General features: G+C 68.8%; 22 protein-coding genes and 1 tRNA gene. 14 read left to right on the top strand and 9 right to left on the bottom strand.

Annotated elements, in window-relative coordinates:
- Window positions 1-43: 43 nt before the first annotated feature.
- The gene (locus ACV4UX_RS06045) at window positions 44-976 is read right to left on the bottom strand and encodes a DMT family transporter (protein ID WP_491592418.1); all 933 of its coding nucleotides are present in this window, start codon (window positions 974-976) and stop codon (window positions 44-46) included.
- 277 nt (window positions 977-1253) lie between these two features.
- Here ACV4UX_RS06045 and ACV4UX_RS06050 point away from each other — a divergent pair, with 277 nt between their 5' ends.
- Entirely contained in the window at window positions 1254-1742 is a 489-nt protein-coding gene (locus tag ACV4UX_RS06050) for a cyclic nucleotide-binding domain-containing protein (RefSeq protein ID WP_491592419.1), read from the top strand.
- A gap of 123 nt (window positions 1743-1865) precedes the next feature.
- On the opposite strand, the gene ACV4UX_RS06055 is transcribed toward ACV4UX_RS06050, so the two are convergent.
- Window positions 1866-2891: a response regulator gene (locus tag ACV4UX_RS06055; protein ID WP_491592420.1), complete on the bottom strand. Its 1026-nt coding sequence runs from the start codon at window positions 2889-2891 to the stop codon at window positions 1866-1868.
- Window positions 2892-2964: 73 nt separating this feature from the next.
- Between ACV4UX_RS06055 and ACV4UX_RS06060 the strand changes: the two genes are divergently transcribed.
- Window positions 2965-3672, top strand: a complete 708-nt coding sequence (locus tag ACV4UX_RS06060; RefSeq protein ID WP_491592421.1) for a TVP38/TMEM64 family protein — start codon at window positions 2965-2967, stop codon at window positions 3670-3672.
- A 75-nt stretch (window positions 3673-3747) separates the two neighbouring features.
- Here the strand turns inward: ACV4UX_RS06060 and ACV4UX_RS06065 are convergent, their stop codons facing one another.
- The 3 genes from ACV4UX_RS06065 to ACV4UX_RS06075 form a co-directional block, all read right to left on the bottom strand.
- Complete coding sequence (locus ACV4UX_RS06065) at window positions 3748-4014, bottom strand: DUF3467 domain-containing protein (protein WP_491592422.1); 267 nt, start codon at window positions 4012-4014, stop codon at window positions 3748-3750.
- A gap of 55 nt (window positions 4015-4069) precedes the next feature.
- Entirely contained in the window at window positions 4070-6025 is a 1956-nt protein-coding gene (locus ACV4UX_RS06070; protein WP_491592423.1) for a PAS domain-containing hybrid sensor histidine kinase/response regulator, read from the bottom strand.
- Between the two features lie 128 nt (window positions 6026-6153).
- Window positions 6154-6516 (bottom strand): translation initiation factor Sui1, encoded by a 363-nt coding sequence (locus ACV4UX_RS06075; protein WP_491592424.1) that lies wholly within the window; start codon window positions 6514-6516, stop codon window positions 6154-6156.
- Window positions 6517-6745: 229 nt separating this feature from the next.
- On the opposite strand from ACV4UX_RS06075, the gene ACV4UX_RS06080 reads away from it, so the two are divergent.
- A complete protein-coding gene (locus ACV4UX_RS06080; RefSeq protein WP_491592425.1) occupies window positions 6746-7873 on the top strand; it encodes a GGDEF domain-containing protein in 1128 nt (375 codons plus the stop codon).
- A 4-nt stretch (window positions 7874-7877) separates the two neighbouring features.
- Here the strand turns inward: ACV4UX_RS06080 and ACV4UX_RS06085 are convergent, their stop codons facing one another.
- On the bottom strand, window positions 7878-8084 hold the full coding sequence (locus tag ACV4UX_RS06085; RefSeq protein ID WP_491592426.1) for a hypothetical protein: 207 nt from the start codon (window positions 8082-8084) through the stop codon (window positions 7878-7880).
- Between the two features lie 299 nt (window positions 8085-8383).
- On the opposite strand from ACV4UX_RS06085, the gene ACV4UX_RS06090 reads away from it, so the two are divergent.
- The 3 genes from ACV4UX_RS06090 to ACV4UX_RS06100 all read left to right on the top strand — a co-directional run bounded on the left by ACV4UX_RS06090 (window position 8384) and on the right by ACV4UX_RS06100 (window position 9850).
- A complete protein-coding gene (locus ACV4UX_RS06090) occupies window positions 8384-9166 on the top strand; it encodes a YkgJ family cysteine cluster protein (protein ID WP_491592427.1) in 783 nt (260 codons plus the stop codon).
- A gap of 174 nt (window positions 9167-9340) precedes the next feature.
- On the top strand, window positions 9341-9580 hold the full coding sequence (locus ACV4UX_RS06095) for a helix-turn-helix domain-containing transcriptional regulator (RefSeq protein WP_491592428.1): 240 nt from the start codon (window positions 9341-9343) through the stop codon (window positions 9578-9580).
- Between the two features lie 6 nt (window positions 9581-9586).
- Window positions 9587-9850: a DUF2442 domain-containing protein gene (locus ACV4UX_RS06100; protein WP_491592429.1), complete on the top strand. Its 264-nt coding sequence runs from the start codon at window positions 9587-9589 to the stop codon at window positions 9848-9850.
- Between the two features lie 124 nt (window positions 9851-9974).
- Here ACV4UX_RS06100 and ACV4UX_RS06105 read toward each other — a convergent pair.
- Window positions 9975-10050: transfer RNA gene (locus ACV4UX_RS06105), tRNA-Ala, on the bottom strand.
- A 37-nt stretch (window positions 10051-10087) separates the two neighbouring features.
- Window positions 10088-11560, bottom strand: a complete 1473-nt coding sequence (locus ACV4UX_RS06110) for a glycosyltransferase family protein (RefSeq protein ID WP_491592430.1) — start codon at window positions 11558-11560, stop codon at window positions 10088-10090.
- Between the two features lie 39 nt (window positions 11561-11599).
- Here ACV4UX_RS06110 and ACV4UX_RS06115 point away from each other — a divergent pair, with 39 nt between their 5' ends.
- Genes ACV4UX_RS06115 through thyX form a run of 8 tightly spaced genes read left to right on the top strand, consistent with a single transcriptional unit; the run spans window position 11600 to window position 18158 of the window.
- Entirely contained in the window at window positions 11600-12211 is a 612-nt protein-coding gene (locus tag ACV4UX_RS06115; RefSeq protein ID WP_491592431.1) for an RlmE family RNA methyltransferase, read from the top strand.
- The gene (locus tag ACV4UX_RS06120) at window positions 12212-12958 is read left to right on the top strand and encodes a YebC/PmpR family DNA-binding transcriptional regulator (RefSeq protein ID WP_491592432.1); all 747 of its coding nucleotides are present in this window, start codon (window positions 12212-12214) and stop codon (window positions 12956-12958) included.
- 2 nt (window positions 12959-12960) lie between these two features.
- Complete coding sequence (locus ACV4UX_RS06125; RefSeq protein WP_491592433.1) at window positions 12961-14904, top strand: glycosyltransferase family 39 protein; 1944 nt, start codon at window positions 12961-12963, stop codon at window positions 14902-14904.
- A complete protein-coding gene (locus ACV4UX_RS06130; RefSeq protein WP_491592434.1) occupies window positions 14901-15365 on the top strand; it encodes a hypothetical protein in 465 nt (154 codons plus the stop codon). The genes ACV4UX_RS06125 and ACV4UX_RS06130 overlap by 4 nt, the downstream gene beginning before the upstream one ends.
- The gene (gene ruvC / locus ACV4UX_RS06135) at window positions 15353-15865 is read left to right on the top strand and encodes a crossover junction endodeoxyribonuclease RuvC (protein WP_491592435.1); all 513 of its coding nucleotides are present in this window, start codon (window positions 15353-15355) and stop codon (window positions 15863-15865) included. The genes ACV4UX_RS06130 and ruvC overlap by 13 nt, the downstream gene beginning before the upstream one ends.
- Window positions 15862-16467, top strand: a complete 606-nt coding sequence (gene ruvA, locus ACV4UX_RS06140) for a Holliday junction branch migration protein RuvA (RefSeq protein WP_491592436.1) — start codon at window positions 15862-15864, stop codon at window positions 16465-16467. The genes ruvC and ruvA overlap by 4 nt, the downstream gene beginning before the upstream one ends.
- Entirely contained in the window at window positions 16464-17426 is a 963-nt protein-coding gene (gene ruvB / locus ACV4UX_RS06145; protein WP_491592437.1) for a Holliday junction branch migration DNA helicase RuvB, read from the top strand. The genes ruvA and ruvB overlap by 4 nt, the downstream gene beginning before the upstream one ends.
- 3 nt (window positions 17427-17429) lie before the next feature.
- The gene (gene thyX / locus ACV4UX_RS06150; protein ID WP_491592438.1) at window positions 17430-18158 is read left to right on the top strand and encodes an FAD-dependent thymidylate synthase; all 729 of its coding nucleotides are present in this window, start codon (window positions 17430-17432) and stop codon (window positions 18156-18158) included.
- Between the two features lie 161 nt (window positions 18159-18319).
- Here thyX and ACV4UX_RS06155 read toward each other — a convergent pair.
- On the bottom strand, window positions 18320-19549 hold a 1230-nt coding region (locus ACV4UX_RS06155), incomplete at its 5' end, for a bacteriohemerythrin (RefSeq protein WP_491592439.1).

Raw genomic sequence — 19549 nt, forward strand, 5'->3', positions numbered from 1 at the left:
CGCACGTGCGCCCCGGGGCTCTTCGGCGTTTCCCCGGGGCCGGTCAGCCCGACTGGCCGCTCCCGCGCCGCTTCAGGTAGGGCCACGTCTCGGAGAGGAGCATCCCCCCCAGCATGAGCGCGCACCCGGCCATGCCGCGCGGCGAGAGCACCTCGCCGATGAGCGCCCACCCGGCGAGCGCGGCAAACACCGACTCCAGGCTCAGGATGATGGCCGCATGGGAGGGGTCGGCGTCGCGCTGGGCCACCAGCTGGAGCGTGTAGGCCACGCCCACGGAGAGCAGGCCGCTGTAGAGGATGGGCACGGCGGCGTTCCACAGGCCCGCCGGGGCGAAGGATTCGCCGAGGAACAGCGCCACGCAGAGGCTCATTGCCGAGCAGACCACATACTGCCCCACCGCCAGGTGGAGGGGGTTCATGCGCGGGGCGAACCACGCGGCCACCAGCACGTGTCCGGCCCAGAAGGCCGCGCCGACGAGTTCCAGGAGGTCGCCCCGGTTCACGGAGAAGTCTTCCCCGATGGAGAGCAGGTACATGCCCCACACCGCCAGGAGCGCGCCCAGCCACGTGCCCAGCGGGGTGCGACCGCCCAGGAAGGCCGCGAAGATGGGCACCAGGATCACGTAGAGGCAGGTGATGAACCCGGCCTTGCCCGCCGTGGTGTACACGAGCCCGATCTGCTGGAGGCTGGCCCCCAGGGTGAGCACCGCCCCCGCGCAAAGGCAGCCCAGCCATGCCGGGGCCTGCATGCCCGGCGCGGGGCGCATGGACCGGCCGGTGCGCAGGGCCAGGGGCAGCAGGGCCGCCGCGCCGATGGCGAAGCGCACGCCGTTGAACGTGAACGGACCCACGTGCTCCATGCCCACGCGCTGGGCCACGAAGGCCATGCCCCAGATGAGCGCCGTGACGACGAGCAGCACGTCGGCCTTCAGTTTGTGAAGATCGCCTTTTCCGGATTTCTGGAGCGGTTGGGTCACGGGTGCGCCTTCTTGAGGGTGTGGCTTGGGCACGCTGGCCGGGAGGGAGGGCATACCCTCGCGGCAGGTTGGTGGCAAGTGTCCGGCGCTTCTGGAAAAACGGCCCAGGCTTTGCATCAAGCCCCCGTGGGGGAGCAGGGCGGCGCCGGAGTGCCGCTCCCACCGATCTTCAGGAATCGTGTGAACGCGGGAAACGCCGGAGGCGACCATGAACACAACGACGGGTCACGTCCGGAAAGGGCATGCGGAGTCGGGACGGGGCGTGCCGGAGCGGACCGTGCCCGACCGCACGGCCCGGGCGGCGCTCCTGGAGCAGACCCGGCTGGCCCGGGGCATGGACTGGCGGACCCTGCTGGTTCTTGCGCAATGCATGACATATCGTGAAGTGGCTGCCGGAAGATTCCTCTACCAGGAGGGCGAGCCCGGCGAGGAGCTGGCGGTGCTCCTGAGCGGGGTGCTCACGGTGGTGAAACGCGACCCCGAGGGCCAGGACGCGCTCGTGGGCGAGATCCACGCCCGGGCCGTGGTGGGCGAAATGTCGCTGCTGGACGGGGGGCCGCGCTCGGCGTCGGTCTACGCGCAGACTCCGGCGGCGCTCCTGGCCTTGAACCGACGGGCGCTGGAGCGGCTCCTCGAGGCGCACCCCCGCGTGGGGACGCGGCTCCTGGCCTCCCTGGCCGCCGAGGTGAGCCAGCGTCTGCGCCTGGCCACGGGCCGCCTGGCCCGGCACGGCGGGGGCGACGCCTTCGCGCTGGAGGCCGTCTGAGCGTCCGCCGACAGGAGCGCCGGACGCGGCACGAGCAGGGCTCCGGCCGGGAAACCGGCCCGCAGTCGGGGCGGGCCGTCCGGGGGAGGCGGGAGGCGGCAGACCCGGCGCGTGGTCGGCCTGTCAGGCCTGGCTCTTTCCCTCAGAGGGAAGGGAGGCCAGCAGCGTCCCTGCTTCATGGAAGTCCGGGCGTATTTCCAGGGCGCGGCGCAGGTGCGAGGCCGCGCTGTCCAGGCGCGAGGCGTGCTGGTAGGCCTTGGCGATGTTGTAGTGGAGGTTCTCGTCGTCGGGGGTCAGGTCCAGGGCGCGGGTGTAGGCGTGCAGGGCTCCGGAGAGGTCTCCCGAGCGGCGAAGGCGCACGCCCAGGGTGTTGTAGGGGTTCACGGCCTTGGGATCGTGGGTGAGGATCTCCACGAAGAGTTCCTTCAGTTCCTGGAGCTTGTCCTGCATGGCCAGGATGTCGGCCGAACGCTTGAGGCAGTCCAGGTGCTTCTCCATGTCCCCCTGGCCCTTGTGGGCGTAGGCCAGGCCCCTGTAGGCCTCTGCGAAGAGCGTGTTGGCGGCCAGGGCCTTGTTGAAGCAGACGATGGCCTGGCCGAACTCCTGGAGCCGCAGATGCTCCAGGCCCTTGTTGAACCATTCCACGGCTTCGTTCTCGCCGGAGGCCAGTTGGGAGAGCACCCTCACGGCCTCCCCGAAGTGCCCGGTGAAGGCCAGGCGCTTGCCCTCGTCCAGCCGGGCCTGGCTCTCCTCGTCCGGCCGGGAGCTCTCCCAGGCGGCTTTGAGGTGCCTGGCAAAGGTCTCCAGCTGGTAGGGCCGGAGCACGTAGCCCCCGCAACCCGCCGCGATGGCGCGCATCACGCGCTCGCGCCGCCCGTCGGCGGAGATCATCACCACGGCTTTGTCCTTGAGTTCCGGGTCCCGTTTGAGCATTCTCGCGCACTCGAACCCGGTGAGGCCGCCGGCCTTGTCGGCCACCAGCACCAGATGGATCGAGGGCTCGGGCAGGTAGCGCCTGGCCTCCTGGTAGTCCGGGAAGGCGTGGACCGAGGCGAATCCCAGACGGGCCAGGCTCTGGCGGTCCCTGGCGGCCTGGGCGGGGTCGGCGTTGATCAGGGCCACGCCGATCTGGGCTGGTTCGAAGCGCATCGGCATCGTATAGGGAGGCCCGCGGCGGCTGGCAAGGCCCGGTCGGGCCGGAGCGCAGAGAAGGAGGCGTTGCATGGCGGGCAGGACGATGAAGCGGGCGGCGGCGCTGCTGGCGGCGGCTGCGGGCGTCGGGCTGTTCTTCTGGCTGGACGGGCCGAAGCATCTCAACCTTGAGGCCCTGAAGGCCTCGCGCCAGGGTCTGGCGGACCTCTACGCCGCGCGTCCGGTCCTGATGCTCGGAGGCTACTTCCTGCTCTACGTGGCGGTGGCCGGGCTGGCCCTGCCGGGAGCGGCGGTGCTCACCCTGGCGGGGAGCACGGTGTTCGGCTTCTGGGCGGGGCTGGCGGTGGTGTCGGTGGCCTCCACGGCAGGCGCGTCGCTGGCCTGCCTGCTGGCGCGTTTCGTGTTGCGCGAGTGGGTGACCGCGCGATTTCCGCAGGCCCTGGAGCGGGTGGACCGGGGCATGGCCGGGGCCGGGGCCGGGGCGTGGTATCTCTTTTCGCTGCGTCTCGTGCCGGTGGTCCCGTTCTTCCTGATCAACCTGGCCATGGGGCTCACGGCCATGCCGTTGCGCACGTTCTGGTGGGTGTCGCAGTTGGGGATGCTGCCGGGCACGGCGGTGTACGTGTTCGCCGGGGTGGAACTGGGACGCGTGAACACCCTGGGCGACGTGGTGTCGCCCGGGATGCTCGCCGCCTTGTGCCTGCTGGGGGTGTTCCCCCTCGCGGCCCGGTGGGCGCTGTCGCGGCTGGGGCGCGCGCGCAGCCGGGGCGCTGCCTGATTCCACGCGCCAGGGCTGTCGCCGGGCGGCTCCTGCGCCCTGTCCAGGGTTCCCGTCCGGTCCCCCGGGCCCGGGTTATTGGCCTGAGCCTGCCTGCTGCAGGCGGCGCTGCATCTCCAGGATGGTGCGGTCGAGGATCTCGCGCAGGCGCAGGGCGTTGGCCGGCGTGAGCACGATGCGGTTGCTCACGCGCACCTGGCCCTGGGTGGAGCGGTTCACGTTGCCGAATTCAAGCACCACGTCGTCGGGTCCGGCGAAGACGGTGAAGAAGTCGCGGTAGTGGTATTCCAGGTCGGCCGGGGTCTGTATCTGCACCTGCTGGCTGGGGTCGGCTGGGTTCATTGCTGGGGCCTTTCCGGGCGAGCCCGGGCTTTTGGCGCGCGGTGGCTGCCTGGTTTCAGTGCGACCTGGCCGAGAGGGCCTTCTCGATGGCCAGGGCCAGGTCTTCGGCCTCGAAGGGTTTGGGGAGCAGGGCGTCCATGCCCTCGCGCAACAGGCGGATGCGGTCGCGGTCGCTGGCGTAGGACGTGAAGGCGATGATGGGAATGTGGCGGTCCACGCCCGGCAGCTCGCCGTTGCGGATCATGCGCGTTGCTGTGATGCCGTCCATGACGGGCATCTGGATGTCCATGAGCACCACGTCGCAGGCGTGGTCGCGCAGGGCCTTGAGGGCCTCCTGGCCGTCGGAGGCCTCCACCACGTGGTAGCCCATGCGGGCCAGCATGAGTCCGGCCATCACGCGGGTGACCTGCTCGTCCTCGGCCAGGAGCACCCGCGCGCCCGAGCAGCCCGGCGCGGGCTCGCGGGGCGTCGGGGACGTCTCGGCGTGTTCGGGCTGGGTCCAGAAGGAAGCGGTGAAGTGGAACCGGCTGCCCTGTCCCGGGGCGCTGGTGACCCAGATGCGCCCTCCCAGCAGTTCCACCAGGCTGCGGGCGATGGCCAGACCCATGCCCGTGCCGCTGCGGGTTTTCGTGCGGGTGTCTTCGGCCAGGGTGAAACTCTCGAAGATGTGGGGGAGCTTTTCGGGGGCGATGCCCACGCCCGTGTCCTCCACCAGGAAGAGCAGGCTCAGGCCGCCAACGCAGGTGATGGCCCCGGGCTTTCGCAGGTGCTCCTCGTCCACGAGGCTCACGCTCACGAGCACGCTGCCTCGCTCGGTGCATTGCAGGGCGTTGGCCATAAGGTTGGCCAGGATCTTGCGCAGGCGGAACTCGTCGCCCGTGACCATGCGGGGCACGCTCTCCTCGAATTCCACCAGCAGGTCCAGGTTTTTGAGCCGGGCCTGCACCTCGAAGCTGCGCGCCACGGAAGCCGCCGCCCGGCGCACGTCGAAGGGCCGCATGACCGGCTGGAGCGCGTGGGAGCTGATGTCGGCCAGGTCCAGGAGCGAGTTCACGGACCTGAGCAGGCGTTCGCCCGATTCGCGCACGATGCCCCAGAGTTCGCGCTGCTCCTCGTCGAGGGCGTCGTCCTGGGAGAGCTGGACCGCGCCGAGGATGCCGTTGAGGGGGGTGCGCAGCTCGTGGCTCATGTTGGCCAGGAACTGGGTCTTGGCCTCGAAGGAGGCCTCGGCCCGCTGCCTGGCCTGGAGCAGGGCCTGCTCCATGTGCTTGCGGTCGGTGATGTCCTTGGAGAACGAGGCCAGGTGGGTCACGCGTCCTTCCTGGTCCAGGACGGGGTAGATGCTCACCCAGTAGGTGCGGTGCTGGCTGTTTTCCTCGTATTCCACGGGGGTGCGCGAGGCCAGGGCCTTTTCGGCCATGGCGCGGCGGAAGCGGGCGGCGTCGGGGTCCATGTGCCGGTAGAGGGACTTGCCGGTCAGCTCCCGGGCGCTTTTGCCGCGCCGCCTGGCGGCCTCCTCGTTCATGAGCACGAAGCGGCCGTCGGGGTCGAGGAGCACCACGGAGTCCTGCGTGGCGTTGAGCAGGGCCAGGGTGCGCTGCTGTTCGTCGCGGCGGGTCTGCTCCAGCTCCACCCAGCGGGTCACGTCCTCGCGGATGACCACCACGCCCCCGGCCAGCCTGCCGTTCTTGATGCTGGAGGCCCGGATGGTCTGGTAGCCGGACTGGCCGCCGCTGAACTCAGCCGTGAAGAGTTTCTCGATGAGCACGTCCTTGCCCTCCAGGGCCGGACGCAGCACCTCGGCGGCCCCGCTGCTGGCGATGCCCGGCAGGGAGAGCAGATGCCGGCCCAGGAAGAAGGTCCGGTCGTGCTGGCCGCGCGCGAAGTGCTGGAGGTGCCAATCGTTGACGAAGCAGACGATGCCGTCGCGGTCCGCGTACATGATGGAGACAGGCGCTTTCTGCGCCAGTTCCTCGAATTCGCAGGGGATGTCAGATAGAGGAGATGCCACGGACCACTCCAGACGCCGGAAGGTGATACTGCATGGAACCCGGCGAAGCCGGAAACGTTCCCTATCAATACGGCAAGGCGGGAAACGAGTCCAGTGCGGCGCACCATGTCGTCGCGTCGTCTGACCGGTCAGCCCCCAGAGAGCTTGGCGGCATGCCCCAGGGCCTTGAGCTCCTGGAGCAGGGCCTCGCGGTGGTCGCCCTGGATCTCGATCACGCCGTCCTTGACGGAGCCGCCCGTGCCCAGCCGCTGCTTGAGTTTCTTGGCCAGGGACTCCAGCCCGGCCTGGTCCAGGGGCAGCCCGGTGACCAGGCACACGCCCTTGCCCTTGCGGCCCTTGGTCTGGCGCTGGATGCGCACCCCGGGGCCTGCCGGAGCCTTGGCCGGGCGGGCGGCGGAGCAGGCGCAGGACTCGACGGGGCGGCGGCATTCCGGGCAGAGGCGGCCCTGTTCGGTGGAGTAGACGGGGCGGGAATCCTTTGCGTTACGCATGGGAGAGGCTCCTTGGCGGGACGGGCGTCCGGGGCGGGTCTACTTCAAAGACCCGGCGCGGTAAACCGTCGCGCGCCAGAGGTGTCTTTGTTGTCGAAAGCCCGGATTTCTTGCCAGCAGCGGCAACTTCCGTGTAGTCTGGCGGGCATCCCTGCGCGATGAGCGCTGCGGGCGCGCCCGCAGCGCTCGGGGAGTGCGCGCGACAATCCCCGGCATCGGAGGCGGCACGATGGGACACATCGACGAAGCGCAGTTCCTGGCCCGGTTCAGCCGCGAACTGCGGCCCATCGCCATAAGATCCCAGCTCTTCGGCATCGTCTCCTGGCTGGTGGCGTTCCTGCTCAGGCCGGAGCATTCGCATCCTGACCTGGTCCAGTGCTGCGCGGCCCTGGCAGTGGCCTGCGCGGGGCTTCTGGTCACCAAATACGGCGACGGCCACAGGATGTTCACCCTGGGCGGGACTCTCCAGATCGTCGGCCTTGCCTGGGGGTTCCGGGTGCTGGAGCACACTGCGCTCGACCCGCAGTTCTGGATCATGCAGACGTATGTGGTGATCGTGATGATCAAGTCCGTGATGTACGTGACCACCGCCTCGCACGTCTTCACCTGCGTGGTGGTGGGGCTCGTGCTGGGTCTGGGCAGCTTCAGCGGGGAGACGGTGCATCGTGAGTGGGCTTGGCTGGCCTTCGGGTTCGCCTCGCCGTTTTTTTTCAGCGTGCTGCTCAACAAGGCCTTCATCGGCCTGCGCCGTCGCAACATGGAGCTTCATGCCGTCGTGGAGGAAATGGCCTTCAAGGACGCCCTCACGGGCATGGACAACCGGCGCAGCCTTCTCGAACAACTGGAATCGCGCCTCGCGGCCGGGGAGTCCGGGCATTTCATGATGGTGGACGTGGATGATTTCAAGAAGATCAACGACGCCTTCGGCCACGACGTGGGCGACAAGATCCTTCGGGAGGTCGGGGCCGTGCTGCGCGGGTGCTCCCTGGCCACCTTGACGGGCCGCCTGGGGGGAGAGGAGTTCGGAGCGTACCGCGCCGGGGAGGACGTGGAGGGCGCGCAGGCGTGCGCCCGGGCCCTGGTGGCCGGTGTCCGGAGCGTGGTTCATGAGGGGCGCCGGATTTCGGTGAGCGTCGGGGTGGCCCGTCTGGCCCCGGCGTGGGGCCTGGACGAGGCCATGAAGCAGGCGGACAAGGCCCTTTACGAGGCCAAGCGGGCGGGCAAGAACTGCTTCGTCTTCGCCCGGGAAACGGGGTCCGACGCCATCGAATGCCTCGACGACGCCCCGGACTGCACGGTGGTCGACGCCCCGGACGCCCCTGCGGAACGGCCGGAGCGACGCTCGCGCAGAGGGTAGGGCGTCAGGCCGGACCATGCCCGGGCGAGTCCGGCACGGGGTCGAACTTGGCCTCGAACTCGTCGCGGTCGCGGGTGCAGACGAAGTCCGGCCGGTCCTGGGGGCAATAGACCACCACGGGGCGGCCGTCGCGGGCGTTGGTGCAGTCCACGGCCAGATGGAGCACGCGGTAGAGCTTGCCGTTCTTCCTGTTGCGGTAGAAGGTGCGCATGGCGTCAGGATGCGTCGGGCCGGGGCTGGCGTCAAGGGCGCGCAGGCGTGGGTCCGGAGTGGCCCCCGCCTCGGCAGGCCGTTGCTCGGGAGTCCGGCGACGCTCTGGTCAGGAGGCGGCAGGCCGCTCACGGGGCCAGGTCCGTGATGCCGACGTCTTGATCCTTGCGCGGCGCAAACCGCCGACGATAAAAACAGCTGGACACATACCATCGAGCCATGACGGAAAACGAGGCGGCAGGTCACCCGTTCGAGCCCCGTCTGCCTTCAAGACCGGAAATCCATCGCCACGGAGCATCCATGACCGACACAGGCCATGCAAGGTCAGACCATGTCAACAAGCGACGCTTCTCGTTCGCATCGGGCATCAGCGTCGACGCAGGCGTTGACCCGCCGGACGGACTGGTGACATTGGTCGATGTGCTGCCTGATATCTATTCGATATCGGACGAGCTTGTTTCCTTGTCGATCAAGGAAAGTGCTGCAAGGGGGAAACATGTCTCCTGCGTGAGGGGATGTACGCTTTGCTGCAGGCATCTTGTTGCCGTTTCCGACCATGAAGCAATTCTTCTCGCACATATCGTCGACATGCTTGAAGGCGAAGAGAAACAGCGCCTGCTCAAGCGATTCGGCAAAATCGTCTCAATCCTGGAGCGCACGGGCCTGCTGTCGGAAATGATCGATAGTCATGCGAACACCTTTGCCAACAGGGAGCGGATCGTCAACGTTCAGCGGAAGTACTGGGAAATGCAGATACCATGTCCTTTTCTTGTGTCTGAATCTTGCAGCATCTATCCCTACCGTCCGCTTCTCTGCAGGCAATACCTTGTGAGTTCGCCGCCAGCCTCCTGCGAAGGGAGCTTCAAGGCGGACCATCTTGTGAACAAGATAACAGTCACATACGATTTGGCGAGCGCGGCCGCATCGTTCGACGGTTGCGAAGCGAAGTCCACCATGGCGATCCCATTGCCAGCGATCGCTGTCGTCAATGGGTTGCTGACCAGATTCCGCAGGCCGAAAGCAACAGCAGAAGACATGATGCTTTCCTTCCTGAGGCATGCCGAAACGCATTTTGCAAGATGAAGCCATGAGAAGCCTTCACTCTGGCGAGCACCCGTGCCGAACCTCGCGCCAGGCAGTGCCGAATGGTCCTGCCAGGCCCATTGCCGGACGTGACCAGCGGGGGCGACAAATCTTCCCAGGACAAGGACATCAAAACCGCTCGCGCGTTGTGGGCGGAATACCGGAGGCGGCGCGATGAACCTGCTTCGAGACTACAGGGCTGACCTGTTGGAAGCCCTGAGAGACCCAAAGGAAGCGGCGGAGTACATCAACGCCGCGCTGGACGAAGAAGACCCCAAGACGCTTGCTCTTGCCTTGCAGGATGTGGCCGAAGCCCAAACTCTGGCCGTGTCGGAGGCGGAAAGCGAGGCATTTGGACATGTCCGCGCCAGCCTGGCCCGCGCCGGGCTCAAGCTCACCGTGGAAGCACGCTAACAAGCCGTGATTGACCGCCTCATTAAGGCGCGAGGCGTGCTGCACCTGGGCGGCTACCGGCTTCGCGTTCTTTTCAGTGACGGCGCGGTTCGTGACATGGACCTGGAAAAGGAACTCTGGGGGCCGGTGTTCGAGCCCCTGAAGGATGTGGCCTTTTTCGCCCAGGCCTGTGTTGGCCCCGAGACATGGACGATATGCTGGCCCAATGGGGCGGACATCGCCACGGACACCCTGCATGAAATCGGCGTCCCGGTGGCTGCAGCGGCGTAGGCCTACTAGGGGTATAAGCATGAGCCCCGTTCGTGAGTGATACCCTCGTCGACCGGCTTGGGTAGGAATAGGGTAGGAAAAGAAAAGGGGCTACAGTGCTTTTCACTGTAACCCCTTGTTTTCTTGGTGGAGGCGATGAGGATCGAACTCACGACCTCAGCGTTGCGAACGCTGCGCTCTCCCAGCTGAGCTACGCCCCCGTGGAAACGTCTTCTTTATGCCTTTCGTCCGGAGCGGTCAAGGGATTATCCGTTCCAACATGGACGCCACCCGGCGTCGGTAGGTGTGCTCCCGGGCGATCAGCTCCCGCCAGGCGGGGGCCAGTTCGTCCCGGCGGCGCGTCAGGGCTTCGATCCGGTCCGGAATGTCTCCCGGCGACGCGAAGCGCATGGGCTCGGTCAGATCCCGGGGGAAAATCGAGAGGCCGGGCGTGGCGTCCGAGAGCAGGAGCCCCCCGGCCGCCCACACGTCGAAGTGCCGCTGCGTGAGCCCGTGGGGCAAAAGCGGGCTCGTGGGGCCCAGCACGCAGCGCGCCGAGGCGTACATCCCGGCCAGGGGGCCGTAGTAGTCCACGGGCTGGCGCAGCTCGAAGGGCGCGTCCACCAGGTTTTTCCAGTCCGCGTCGCCGCAGGCCACGAGGCGTCCGGCCCGGGCGGCGTGCGCTAGCACAGTGGCCCGCCAGATGCGCCCGGTATCTTCGGCCCCGAGGCCCGGGCGGCGTGCAGCGCGGCCCGGCCAGAGCTTCTCCACGCCCAGTTTGCGCGCCCACCAGGCGAAGTCCGGCCGCTGTCCGTCGGCGAGCATCTCCCGCGCGCGCTCCAGAAGCTCCGGCGGCACGCTCACGCCCGAAAAGAAGAGCCCCTTGTCCGGAAAGGCGCTGCGCCCCACGAAGAGCAGGGCGTCGGAGAGTTCCGGCGCGTCGGGCGCGGCCCGGAAGAAGTCCGGGTTGGCGGCCAGGGGCAGGTGGTGCACGCTCATGGCCCCGTGGGCCTTCAGGGGCTCAACGAACCAGGAATCCGTGACGAAAAGGTGCAGGGAGCGCCACTGCCCGGTCTTGAGCCCCGAGAGGGCGTGGAAAGGGTTGTCCACCAGCCACGCCGCCACGGGAACCCCTGCGCGCGCCAGCAGGGCGTGTTCCAGGCCGTAGGCCCCCTTGCCCCGGAAATTCACCGAGACGAACACGTCGGGCCTGCCCTGGGCCAGCAGCGCCGTCACGCCGCTCTCCGGCACGTCCAGCACCTCGAAGCCCTCCTCGGCAAGGGCCTGGGACAGCTCGCGCGCGATGAGGCCTTCATGCGAGCCGGGCACGACGGCCGTGCGGCCGGACCGGCGGGGCAGGGCGTCCGGCCTGGGCAGGGCCAGGGCCGCCAGCACCGGGTTCCAGAAGGAGGGGAAAAGCCGGGCCGAGCCTTCGTGCACCAGCACGCCCGAGGCCGTCGCGGGGTCGAAGGCGTCCAGGCGCGTCCAGCCCTGGGGCACTCGGGACGCGATCCAGTCGCGCCCTGTCTGCTCCAGGAAGGCCGGGCATTCCAGCCAGGCCACGCGCGCCCCCCGGGGGAGCCCGGCTGCCAGGGAGGCCGGGTCCGGACCCAGGCCCAGCACGGTCCAGGAGTTGCGGGCCGGGGGCCGGGCCAGGGCGTGGCCGGGCTGGAGGGTCTTGGTCTGGCCCAGCTCGTCGGTCAGGCGCAGACGCGGGGGAGGGCTTGGCATGGGCGCGTGGCCTTTGGTAGAGGTCCGGGCGGGGGGGCCATGAAAAAACTGCACGATCATTACTTCCACCGGGCCAAGCAGGAGAACTATCCCGCGCGCTCGGTCTACAAGCTCCAGGAGATGGACGCCTCCTTCAAGCTGCTGCGCCCGGGCCTGAAGGTGCTGGACCTGGGCGCGGCCCCGGGCTCCTGGACGCTCTACGCGGCAAAGAAGGTGGGACCCTCGGGCAAGGTGCTCGGGGTGGACCTCCAGGCCACCGAGACGGCCTTCCCGGCCAACGTCACGTACCTGGTGGGCGACGCCCTGGCCCCGGGGCCGGAGTTCCAGGCGCTGCTCGAAACGTCGCGCCCCTTCGACCTGGTGATCAGCGACATGGCCCCGCGCACCACGGGCCAGCGCGTCACCGACCAGGCCCGCTCCCTGGAGCTGGTGGAGCAGGCGCTTGCCCTGGCCGGGTCTTGCCTGATACACGGCGGCCACTTCGTGGCCAAGGTGTTCATGGGGCCAGACGTCAAGGCGTTCACCGACTCCATGCGCGGGGCCTTCGAAAAGGTCAAGACCGCCAAACCCAAAAGCTCCCGCCCGGAGAGCTTCGAACAGTTCATCATAGGCCTTGGATTCAAAGGCCTTCCACATCACGCGGAGGAGTAGATGGCCGGACATTCGAAATGGAAGAACATCCAGGTGCGCAAGGGCGCGCAGGATGCGAAGAAAGGCAAGGTTTTCACCAAGGTGACCAAGGAGCTCATGCTGGCGGCCAAGGCCGGCGGGGGCGACCCCGGCACCAACGCGCGCCTGCGCTCCGCCATCGCGGCGGCCAAGGCCGTGAACCTGCCCAAGGACAAGATCGAGACCGCCATCAAGAAGGGCACGGGCGAACTGGCCGGCGGCAACTTCGACGAGATCACCTACGAGGGCTACGGTCCCGGCGGCGCGGCCATCCTCATCGAGGCCGCCACGGACAACCGCAACCGCACCGTGGCCGACGTGCGCGCCATCATGAGCAAGAACGGCGGCCAGCTGGGCGAGGCCGGCTGCGTGGGCTGGATGTTCGACAAGAAGGGCGTCATCGAACTGGACAAGGCCAAGTACGCCGAGGACCAGGTGATGGAGGCCGCCCTGGAGGCCGGGGCTGGCGACGTGCTGGGCGAAGGCGACGTGTGGGAGGTGCACACCGCCCCCGAAGACTTCGAGGCCGTGCGCCAGGCCCTGGAAGAGGCGGGCATGGAGCTTCTCTCCGCCGAGATCTCCATGCTGCCCAAGACCACCGTGGACGTGGACGCGGAGACCGGGCGCAAGCTCATGAAGCTCATGGACCTTCTGGACGACTACGACGACGTCCAGAAGACCCACTCCAACTTCGAGCTGCCCGAGGAACTGCTGGCGGAGCTGGGCTAGCGATGCTGCTCGCCCCGACGACCACCGAAGCGCCCAGGGCGGGCGGCTGGGAGCTTGGCTCCCTGGCGCTGGTCGTCGGGGTGGGCGGATTCCTGCGCTTCTACCACCTGGGCGAGCCGTCGCTGTGGTGGGACGAGATGATTGTGGCCCTCATGGCCCGGTTTCCCGCGCCGCTGATCCTGCAATGGGCCGCGATCTTCGAGCCCAACCCGCCCCTCTACCACATCCTCTACAAGCTCCCCCTGTGGCTGGGCGGCTCGGAAGCCCTGCTGCGCGCCCCCAGCGCCCTGGCGGGCACGGCCACGGTGGCCGCGCTTCACGCGTTCTGCCGCTCCCGGCTGTCGGTGACGGCGGGGCTCGTGGCGGCGGCGCTCCTGGCGGTGAACCCGCTGCACATCCTCATGTCGCGCCAGGTGCGCCCCTACACGGCGGTGCTGCTGCTCTTCGTGTGCGCGCTGGGGCTCCTGCTGCGCTACGCCCGCACGGGCAAAGGGCGCGACCTGGCCCTGTTGACCGGATGCAACGCCCTGGCCGCGGGCCTGCACTACGGGGCCATCCTCTGGTTGGCGGCCCAGGCCGCGTGGATGTGGGGCCTGGCCATTTTCGCGCGCACCGGGGAGGGCGCGCGGCTGGCCTTGCGCCACACCCTGTCGCTTGCGCTGTCCTTCGCGCCGTTCGCCTATTTCTTCTTCTCCACGGCCTTTGCGCGCGGCGACATCGTGAACGCGACTCTGCCTGCGGGAGACCTGGCGGCAGGCCTCCCGGATATCCTGGCCCGCATGGCCGTCTTCGACGGCGTCGTCCCCGGCCTGGGCGGCCCCCTGTTCTGGGCGCTGGCGGCCCTGGCCTTCCTGGGCTTCTGGCGCGCCCTGCTGGAGAGCCCGCGCGCGGGCTCCCTGCTGGCCGTGACGGTCCTGTCCGCTCTGGGCCTCGTTCTGGCGGGGAAGACGGGCTTTCTCTTCCCGCGCTACATCTTCCAAGTCCAGCTGTGCCTCGCCGTCTTCCAGGGCGTGGCCGCCGCATGGGTGATCGGCCGCCATCCGGTCCCCGGAGCCGCCCTGGCGGCGCTCCTGGCCCTGGCTGGGGGCGTCTGGATCCCCTGGCACTACCAGGGCGCGTTCTATCAGGCGGACAGCTACCGCAACTTCGGCCCGGGCGGGACCTACCGCCAGGACGCCCAGGCGCTGGAGGCAGGGCGTTCCGGCAACACCTTCACCGCTTTCGAGGACGAAGGCCTGCGCCAGAGCCTGCGCTGGCACGCCACCCGGAGCCTCGATCCAGGCCCGGACGACGCCCTGGCGCTCGAACCCCAGGAGGGAGAAGTCCGTGTGGCCCTGGCCGCTTCCGCCGAGGGCGAACCCTCGGTCGGCGTTGCGCGCGTCCTGGCCGGTTCCCCGCCGCCGGAGGCCGTGCAGGTCCATGAGCGCGTCAGGGAGTACGTCTGGCAGGTCCGGCGCGCTCCAGTGCAGACCACGGACCCCGATCAGGTCTACTTCGTCCTGGACGCCAACCCCGCGCGCTACGCCGCCGTGGTGAACGCCTCGCGGCACGTCGTCCTGGACCAGGCGCGCGGGGGGGCCATCATGCCCTCGGCCAACGGCGTGGACGGCGAGTTCCGCCTGAAGTTCGCGAACCCCGAGGGCGTGTGGTATCATCAGGTCTATGTGGAGTTGCCCCACGACAACATTGGCAAGGACAACCTCCTCAAGGTCTGGGCCGGGTTCGACGGCCGCGAGGACCTGGTGTTCGCAAGCCGGGGGCCGGACCCGCGCGGCGTGGCCAAGGCGCATCTCTTCAGCGACCGGCCCTTCAAGGAGTTCAGCCTGCGCGTCTCCATGCGCTGCGAGGCCGTCTCGCCCGACTCCCCGGGCTCCAACCTGGAGACCCTGCGCGTGCGTCGGGCCGTGGTGGGCTTCCTCTGCCCCGTGGACGGGAGGCCCCAGTGAAAAGTCTGCTTCTCGCCGCAGCGGCGTGCCTCCTGCTGGGGGCCTGCCGCTCGCCCCTGGACGCCTGCCAGAACGTGGACTTCCTCTGCACGGCCCCGCGTGAGGAGATCCACAGCGTGTGGGGCGTCGCGCCCCTGAACCAGGACTCCTGCACGCCGGTTTTCAAACTGGACGGCCTGTGGCCCATGAGCGTGTTCATCTTCCGCGCCACCTCGGCCAGGCCCTACAGCCTGGAGGTGGAGGCCCGGGTGAGCCCCGGCGCGGTGCTGGCCGTGGAGGCGAACGGGCTCGAACTGGCCCGGGAGCAACGCGGCGAGGTGCGGCTTTCCCTGCCGCTGGCCGGTCTGGCGGGGCTCAACGTGGTCACGGCGCGCTACGCCCTTGAGCCGGGCCGGGGCGCTCCGGCCTCCGGGGAGCCCCTGGCGGCGTTCACGCGGTTCGAGGTGGTGTGCGCCCCGTGAGCGGCTCATGCTGCGTGCTGGGGCTGGACCCGGGCTCGCGCAACACGGGCTTCGGCATCGTGCGCGAGGAGTCTGGCGTGCTCTCCCTGGTGGAGGCGGGCGTGATCCGCGTGGAGCGCCTGGGGGCCATGGACGTGCGCCTGGGGGCCATCTACGAGGCCCTGGCGGAGCTACTCGGGCGGCACAAGCCCGGGGAGGCCGCCCTGGAGGACGTGTTCGTCTCCAAGAATCCGGCTTCCGCCCTCAAGCTGGGGCAGGCCCGGGGTGCGGCCATGGCTGCCTGCGCCGTGGCCGGGGTGCGCGTGCACGCCTACGAGCCCTCGCTGGTCAAGAAAAGCCTGGTGGGCACGGGCCGGGCCGAAAAGACGCAGGTGGCCTTCATGGTCGCCCAGGTGCTGGGATGCCGAAAACCTTTGGCCGTGGACGCCACGGACGCGCTCGCCGTGGCCGTGTGCCATCTCAACCAGAGACGCTTCAGGCGTCTGGCGGGGGAGCCGTGATCGCCTACCTGCGCGGAGAAATCCTGGAAAAGACCGACAAGAGCTGCGTGGTCCTCACGGCCTCGGGCGTGGGCTACGAGCTGTCCGTGGGCGCGCCCACGGCGGCCGGGCTGCCCGCGCGCGGCCGGGAGGCAGGGCTGTGGGTGCACGCCCAGACCGGCGAGGACGGCACGCGCCTCTTCGGCTTCCCGGACGCCGAGGCCCGCCGCGCCTTCCGCGCGCTCATCGAAATCCCCAAGCTCGGCCCCAAGACCGCCCTGGCCATGCTCTCCTGCTACCAGGTGGCGGAGCTGGCGGGCATCGCCGCCCGCGAGGACGTGGCCGCGCTCTCCCAGGTGCCGGGCATCGGCAAGAAGAGCGCCCAGCGCCTGATCCTGGAGATCAAGTACGCCCTGGCCCACGTGGCCGCAGGACCCTCCGCCGCCCCGGCCGGGCGCGCGGGCTCCGTGTTCTCCGACGCCCTGGCCGCCCTGACCAACCTGGGCTATGCCGAGGCCCAGGCCGGCCCCGTGCTGCGCCAGGCCCTGGACGACGAACCCGACCTCGACGTGGCCCAGGCCATCCGCGCCGGGCTCAAACGCATCGCCGCCGCCAAGTCATGACCCACCAGCCCGACGACACCATCCGCCCCAGACGCCTGGCCGACTTCATCGGCCAGGACGAGATGCGCGCCAACCTCCAGGTCTACCTGGGCTCGGCCCTGGAGCGCGGCAAGGCCCTGGACCACACCCTCTTCTACGGCCCCCCGGGCCTGGGCAAGACCACCCTGGCCCAGATCATGTCCGCCGAACTCGGCGTGAACCTGGTGACCACCTCCGGCCCCGTGCTGGAGCGCGGCGGCGACCTGGCGGCCATCCTCACCAACCTGGGCCGCCACGACATCCTCTTCATCGACGAGATCCACAGGATGCCTCCGGCCGTGGAGGAGATCCTCTACCCGGCCCTGGAGGACTTCAAGCTGGACCTGATCATCGGCCAGGGCCCCGGCGCGCGCACCGTGAAGATCGACCTGGAGCCCTTCACCCTGGTGGGGGCCACCACGCGCATCGGGCTGCTCACCTCGCCCCTGCGCGACCGCTTCGGCGTGATCTTCCGCCTGGACTTCTACTCTTCGCCCCAGCTTGCTTCGATCGTCACGCGCGGCGCGCGCATCCTGGGGGTGAACCTGACGCCCCAGGCCGCCCTGGAGATCGGCAAACGCTCCCGGGGCACGCCGCGCATCGCGGGCAGGCTCCTGCGGCGCGTGCGCGACTTCGCCGTGGTCTCCGGCAGGGAGGTCATCGACGAGGAGCTGGCCCGCGAGGCCCTCTCGCGCATGGACGTGGACCCCCACGGCCTGGACCAGATGGACCGCAAGATCCTCTCCTGCCTCATCGAACAGTTCGGGGGAGGCCCCGTGGGCGTGAAGACCCTGGCCGTGGCCTGCTCCGAGGAGGTGCGCACCCTGGAGGACATCTACGAGCCCTTCCTGATCCAGTGCGGCCTCATCAAGCGCACGCCGCGCGGGCGCGTTGCCACGGCAAAGGCCCATCTGCACCTGAAATCCCAACCCCTGAGCTGAACCATGCCCGCAACCCGCCTCGACGTGGCCCTCCTGGCCTACACCCCTGAGCCCCTGGCCCTGGTCTACGCGGCCTTCCGCCAATGCTACCACGCGGGCTTCGTGGCCGACATGTGGCCCCGGCTCCTGGCAGGGGAGATCAGCCGCGAGAAGCAGGCCGAGTTCGTGGCGGGGGTCATCTCCTCGGGCCACGTGAGCCCCATCGAGCACGTGAGCTTCACCTTCGCCGTGGAAGGCGTCTCCCGGGCGCTGACGCACCAGCTGGTGCGCCACCGCATCGCCAGCTACTCCCAGCAGTCCCAGCGCTATGTGGACGCATCGAGCTTCGACTACGTGCTCCCCCCGGCCATCGCCAGAATCCCCGAGGCCAAGGCGCGCTACGAGCACTTCATGACCCAGGTGGCCGACGCCTACCGCGACCTGAAGGACATCCTGGAGACCAACGGACGCGGCTCCAAGGCCAAGGAGGACGCCCGCTTCGTGCTGCCCCAGGCCGCCGAGACGCGCATCGTGCTCACCATGAACTGCCGCAGCCTCTTCAACTTCTTCGAGCACCGCTGCTGCGCCCGCGCCCAGTGGGAGATCCGCGCCCTGGCGGACAAGATGCTTGCCCTGTGCCGCATGACCCTGCCCGAGGTCTTCGCCACGGCCGGGGCCAAGTGCGAGCGCCTGGGCCACTGCCCCGAGAGCGCGAAATTCACCTGCGGGAAGTATCCCCCGGCCAAGAGCTGAACGGCAGGCCGCTCCGACCGAGCCTCCCGAAAGGCATCCCCCGACCCGGCCGGGGCGGCGACGACGCGGGGCTTGCGCTCCCCGCAAGGGGGGGACAAAACGAGACGGCCGCACCCGGGAAGGGCGCGGCCGTCTCGTTTACACTTCCGCAGCGCCGGGCTTCAGCGCGGCAGCGCCCTGGCGGCGACGCGCACGCCCGGGGTGGGCGGCAGGCCGTTGTCCAGGAAGAACCGGGCGTAGCGCTTGTCGGTCTTGACGATATGGGTCTCCAGCCAGTCCTTGAGGAACTCCATGAGGTCCATGGAGATGGCCGCCTGTCCGGACTTGTACTTGCCGATGAAGTCCACCACCTTGGCCTTGAGGTCCTCGTGGAGCTTTTTGTGCGCCCCGGTCTCGGGATAGCGGAACTGGTCGAAGTATTGCTCTTCCGTGCCGAAGTGCTTCACGGTGTATTCGGCCAGGCCGTCCAGGAGCTTCTCCATCACGTCCTTGCCCTTGCCGCCCTTCATGGCCGCGTAGAGCTTGTTGATCATGTCCACGAGGACGCGGTGCTGCTCGTCGATGACTTTCACGCCCGTGGCCAGCTCGCTGGTCCAGGGCATGAGCACCCCCGCCTCCATGCCGCTCTTCAGGTCCGCGATGAGCACGGCCAGCTCGCCGGAGAGCTCCGAAAGCTCCAACACGGCCTGGGCCGAGTCGTGGATGCCGTCGGCGATCTCGGTGGCCACCTGCTCCACCTCTCCGATGGCCTTGGAGATGTGGCCGGAGCTGGCCGACTGCTCCTCGGATGCCGTGGCGATGGAGTGGATCTTGGAAGTGTTGTCCTCGGCATGGCGCAGGATCAGCTCCGCCGATTCGCCTGAGCGACGGGACATGGCTGCGGCCTCGTCGGCGCGGCTCACGGCCATGTCCATCTGCTCCACGTTGGTGTGGATGGCGTCCTGGATGGACTTGATGGAATCGCCCACCTCCTTGGTGGCGTGCATGGTCTTTTCGGCGAGCTTGCGCACCTCGTCGGCGACGACCGCGAAGCCCCGTCCGGCCTCTCCAGCGCGGGCGGCCTCGATGGCGGCGTTGAGCGCCAGCAGATTGGTCTGGTCGGCGATGTCGTTGATCACGTTGATGATGCGGTCGATGCTGCGGGCCTGTTCCCCCAGGCTGCCCATGTTCCGCTTGAGCAGCCCAGTGGCCTCGTTCACCTTGGAGATGGCGTCCACGGCCTCGGAGGCGATGCGCGCGCTGGAGGCGGCCTGCTCCTTGGCGCTTTCCACGCTCACGGAGGCGTCGGAGGAGCTGTGCGATATGTCGGCGATGGCCATGTTCATCTCTTCCATGGCCGTGGCGGTCTCGATCATGCGCTGCTTCTGGAGGTCCGCGCCCTCGGAGATGCG

The sequence above is a fragment of the Fundidesulfovibrio sp. genome, from assembly GCF_058402725.1.